This window comes from Vibrio sp. (assembly GCF_984391705.1).
On the sequence record NZ_CFHWOM010000036.1, the window covers coordinates 36,857 to 42,229 of the forward strand.

At 45.4% G+C, this 5,373-nt stretch carries 5 protein-coding genes; all 5 read left to right on the forward strand.

Going from position 1 to position 5,373, the window contains the following annotated elements:
* Window positions 1-83: 83 nt before the first annotated feature.
* Window positions 84-1,076, forward strand: coding sequence for a UDP-3-O-(3-hydroxymyristoyl)glucosamine N-acyltransferase (lpxD, locus tag AC4MRV_RS15860; protein WP_491188295.1), 993 nt, complete (start codon window positions 84-86; stop codon window positions 1,074-1,076).
* Between the two features lie 52 nt (window positions 1,077-1,128).
* Complete coding sequence (locus tag AC4MRV_RS15865) at window positions 1,129-1,611, forward strand: glycosidase (RefSeq protein WP_269977789.1); 483 nt, start codon at window positions 1,129-1,131, stop codon at window positions 1,609-1,611.
* 108 nt (window positions 1,612-1,719) lie between these two features.
* Window positions 1,720-2,841, forward strand: a complete 1,122-nt coding sequence (locus tag AC4MRV_RS15870; protein ID WP_491188296.1) for an ABC transporter ATP-binding protein — start codon at window positions 1,720-1,722, stop codon at window positions 2,839-2,841.
* A 120-nt stretch (window positions 2,842-2,961) separates the two neighbouring features.
* Window positions 2,962-4,809 (forward strand): alpha-amylase family glycosyl hydrolase, encoded by a 1,848-nt coding sequence (locus tag AC4MRV_RS15875; RefSeq protein ID WP_491188297.1) that lies wholly within the window; start codon window positions 2,962-2,964, stop codon window positions 4,807-4,809.
* 207 nt (window positions 4,810-5,016) lie between these two features.
* Window positions 5,017-5,373 (forward strand): hypothetical protein (locus AC4MRV_RS15880; protein ID WP_491188298.1); only part of this gene is annotated, 357 nt, incomplete at its 3' end.

The window sequence follows — 5,373 nt, forward strand, 5'->3', positions numbered from 1 at the left end:
GAGAAAGTGGTTGAGCAAAATACTCTGTTTGTTCAAGCTCTTTACCGATTCTAAATCCTTCAAACAATAATGGATAACCTGTAATGATTAAAGTTTCAGAAATTGCCCAACTATTGGGTGGGGAAGTCGTCGGTGACGAGACACTTGAAATCTCTCAGATTCGCCCTGTAAAGAGCGATGTAAAAGGTGGTCTTGCTATTGTCTTCTCAAAATCTGATTTCAAAGGGCTTTCTGAAACTTTAGCGGACGTCATTATTGGCCCCAAATCGGTTCTCCAATCAAACGCTAAAGTCAAAATCGTCATTGATAAACTCAGTGCTGAGCGTATCAATCAGGTGATGCGCTTTTACAAAGTACACAAGTACCAACTGTTTGATCAAGGCAATACGTCAGACATTGAAGGTGTGTACATTGGTAAGCATTGTCAGATTGGCGAAGGCTGCCATTTTATGCCCGGTGTCAAAATCATGAATGGCGTAACGATTGGCAATAACGTTGCCATTCATGCCAACACGGTGATCAAAGAGGGGACGATTATCGGTGACAATGTCACGATTGATTCAAACAACTCGATTGGTAACTACAGTTTCGAATATATGGCCGGCACGCGCACACGTTATGAACGCGTGGAAAGTGTGGGGCGGGTGATTATCGAAGATGATGTTGAGATCGGTTGTAACAACACAATCGACAGAGGCACCTTGGGTGACACCGTGATTGGTCGCGGTACTAAGATCGATAACTTGGTGCAAATCGGTCACGACTGCAAGATTGGTCAGCACTGTCTGCTGGTATCGCAAACGGGATTTGCTGGGCACACCGTATTAGAAGATCACGTTATCGTTCACGGTCAAGCAGGTACAGCAGGCCATCTGACCATAGGCAAGAACTCAGTTGTGAAAGCAAAATCGGGTGTTAGTCACTCCTTTCCGGCCAACAGCGATATCTTTGGCTATCCCGCTAAGAATGCCCGCGAGTATTACAAAAATCTCGCGGTACTAAACAAACTCACCAAAGAAAACAAAAACAAACCGACCGAGACAAAAGGCTGGCTTGCGCGCTTGTTTGGACGCTAGCAGCATAAATCTTTGAACGAATTAACTCATCATAATAACAAGGAATTGAAACATGAAACGTACGCTACTGGTTACGGCATTACTCTCAAGCGCGCTGATGGGCTGTGCATCTACATCTGATGATGCAAGTTCACAAGCGACGCTGGCGACAGGCCCTTTTGCTGATTGTAACTTGGCCAGCGTTGAAGAACGCGGTCCAATTCGACCTTCACTGTTTGTGGTTGGCACTTTCCCAGATGGCCAATGGCTACACACGGAAAATCGCCAAATGTCTTACAAAGGCAATGGCATTTATCAGGTCGTGAGCGCTGAAAAAGCGGGCAATGTTAGCCTACAGTTTGCAACCATGAGCTGGACACCACAATTTACCGCTGCCGGAATGGAAATGCAGGTTGGGTATGAGAAAGTGCTTAAGCGCGGCGGGTTTGCCAAGAACACGGTCGTTAAGCTGCCAGAAGACGGTAACTACTTATGGTCTATTGAAATCGGCGAAGATAAAAAACCAGTCCGTGCACTAGTGAAAGCTTGTCAGTGATTTAAATAGCACTTCGTTATTTTGGAGTGCTGTTTGATTAGCCGAGCGATTTTAGTTCGGTTAACCAAACAGTTTTAACCAGTTGAAAGTCCATATTCGGAGTATGAGATGGCAACAGTAAGCCTACGTAAAGTAGAAAAAGAATATGACAATGGCTTTAAAGCCGTACACGGCGTCGATCTCGACATTCACGAAGGCGAATTTATGGTCTTTGTTGGACCATCGGGCTGCGCCAAGTCAACCACATTGCGAATGATTGCAGGCTTAGAGGCGATCACGGGGGGAGAAATTAAAATTGGCGGCCGAGTCGTCAATGATCTGCCACCGAAAGATCGCGGCATCGCCATGGTGTTCCAAAACTACGCGCTTTACCCGCACAAGACGGTGTTTGATAACATGGCGTTTGGTCTAAAGATGCAAAAGCGACCAAAAGAAGAAATCAAACAACGCGTAGAGGAAGCGGCTGAAAAGCTAGAAATTACCGATCTTCTATATCGTAAGCCAAAAGAGATGTCTGGTGGACAAAGGCAGCGTGTCGCCGTAGGACGCGCCATCGTACGTAAGCCAGACGTGTTTCTGTTTGATGAACCGTTGTCCAACCTAGACGCGAAGCTGCGAGTCTCGATGAGAGTGAAGATCGCTCAGTTGCATCAATCGCTCAAGGAAGAGGGCAACCCTGCGACCATGATCTACGTAACACACGATCAAACTGAGGCACTGACTCTCGGTGACCGAATCTGCGTGTTAAACAAAGGTGAGATCATGCAGGTGGATACGCCAGCGAACTTATACAACTATCCAGCTAATAAGTTTGTGGCAGGGTTTATTGGCTCTCCTGCGATGAATTTGGTGAAAACCACGCTACGCCAAATTGGTGAAGATGTGTACGTGGAGCTTGCGCCAGAAGCCAGAATCATCATCCCCAAAGAAAAGCAGCAAAAACTAGTCAACCATATCGACAAGCCCGTTTGGCTAGGTATTCGCCCTGAGCATATTTCGTTAGCTCAAGATGATGAGTCCATTAACGTCCATGCTGGGGAGCTAACGGTGGTTGAAAACCTAGGCAATGAACGATACCTCTACTTTAAACTGGGTGAGAATGAAATTGTCTCGCGCGTTAACAATCAAGAGATCACCACATCGGACATTGGTAAATCTATTCGTTTCAACTTCGACTCAGGTTTCTGTCATATTTTTGATGGTGAAGCCGAACAAAACCTAACCCTATAAGAGACAGCCACCTTAACCAAGGTGGCTTTTTTAAAAATGAAAACAGTCATTTCGCTCTGCGGAAAGGACTCTTGCGCCCTGAATTCAGGGATAACAATAACGTGAAGTAGGAAAATAAAAATGAAACACAAGCTCGTGCTGCTGTCGACATTGCTTGCCTCACTGCCTGCCATGGCAGATTGGAACCAAGCGTATTTCCGTGGAACGGCCAATGATTGGCAAGCGGAAGCTATGGTGAAAGTTGGGGCCAACCACTGGCAGATTACTAAGAAATTTAACACTGGTGATGGTACCAACCCACCAAGCTTTAAAGTGGATAGGTTCGGCGATTGGTCGGAGAACTACCCACTCAGCAACTACGTGGTTGATCCGAACAAGTCTTACGAAATCAACTTCTATGACGATACCAACACGGTCGTTGTCCATGAGAAGCTGGGCTTCGACATGCGTGACGAAACCATGTACTTCGTCTTTTTGGACCGCTTTGCCGATGGTGACTCATCAAACAACACTGGCAACAACGCCAGCACGTATTCTGCTGATAAGTCAGATTTCAAAAAATACTTTGGTGGTGACATCAAAGGATTACTAGGCAAGTTAGATTACCTAAAAGAGATGGGCATTACTGCTATCTGGATTACGCCACCAGTCAACAACGTAGATCAGCTTAACAAAGATGGTTCTGCAGGCTACCACGGATACTGGGGAAGAGACTTTTTCCAAGTTGATGAACACTTAGGAACCATTGAAGAGTTTCGTGCGCTGAGTACCAAAATGGACGAGTACGGAATGAAGCTAGTCTTAGACTACGCACCAAACCACTCAAATCCGAACGATGAAAACGAATATGGCGCGCTGTACAAAAATGGCGTTTTCCAAACCGACTTTAACAGCGATACAGAAAATTGGTATCACCACAATGGTGGCGTGACTAATTGGGACGACTACTACCAGGTACGAAACCACAATCTATTTAACCTTTCTGATTTCGACCAAAGCAATGAAAAAACTTATCAATATCTTGCAGAGGGCGCTAAGTTTTGGATCGATCTAGGTGTTGATGCCATTCGCATTGACGCGATTAAACACATGGATAAGTCATTTATCCAGCGTTGGACATCAGAGCTGTACAGCTACGCGAAATCAAAGGGCAAACCGGGTTTCTACTTCTTTGGTGAATGGATGGATGCGGGCGCTGGCGCGACGGGTATCAATGGCTTGTCTGTCGATTTTGCCAATACCTCAGGTTCGGCACTGCTTGATTTTGGTTTAAGAAACATCATCGAAGATGCGTTGATTGGCCATCATGGAACGGGCATGTACGCCATCAATAATTACATGAAGTTGCGTGACCAAGAATTTACCTCAAGCGATTGGCAGGTGGTCTTTTTAGATAACCACGATGCGCCGCGTCTATCGACGGTTCTTCGTTCAGATGCGACCAATTTTGGTCCCGGCAAAGATAAGTGGGGCGGTCGTCAGAGCATTCCATTTGCCCAAGATCGTTTAGAGCTCGGCTTGGCACTGATCATGACATCTCGCGGTATTCCTTGTATCTATTACGGCACAGAGCATTATGCAGCGAACTTTACGACGAATGGCTTTGGTCAAGTAGGCAACGATCCGTATAACCGCGAGATGATGCCAAGTTTTGATACGACAACTCCCGCGTTCCAAATCATCAAAAAGCTCAGCAAGTTGCGTAAAGAGAGCTACGCAATTCAGCAGGGCAGTTACATCGAACGTTGGGTCAGCAATGAGGTCTTAGTGTATGAACGTAACGCGGGTGACGATGTTGTTGTCGTGGCGATGAACATCGGTGGCAATACTTCTGTCAACGCGATCAACCTTGGTTTGGCGAACGGCACTTATGACAATGTGATTGGGGGCGACCAAGTCGTGGTAGCGAACGGTAGCGCAACCTTTAATCTTGAACAGAATGAAGTGATCGTGATTCGCAGCAAATAATACGTTTTAGAACGTTTAACTGGCCGGCATATGCCGGCCTTTTTCGTATGTAAAATTTATTTGTGACTTGCGTATGTATATTAAATTTAAATGGTATGAAATTATTTCATGTCTTCCAGTCGTTTATTCCATTTTTCGCTGTTGCATATCCCGCCTAATCTAATTGTGAAAATAGAGCTATTATTCTAATTAAGCGATGGTGATTACATGAAAAATAAAAAAATTGCAGCAGCGGCGCTTGTTTTGGGGAGTGCCTCATTTGTTTCACATGCCGATGACGCAGTGCAAACCACTCTTCAAGATGTACAGAAAGTTCAAGCCGATCAGACACTAAGGCTGAATTTGTATGAGGAGCTGATCATCAAGACAAAGCAGCAGTTAAATCAGCTTGGTTCTGACGTATTGAGTAGTACAGGTCAGTTGCAATCACAAATCCGCGATCAAGGCACAAGACTTGATACTAGCGACAAAATGGACGGCGAGCAAAATCGATTTATCGTCCAAAACGAACAAAAAATACAATCACTAGAAGCGGTGGATAAGCAGCAGGGACAAAGGTTGGAT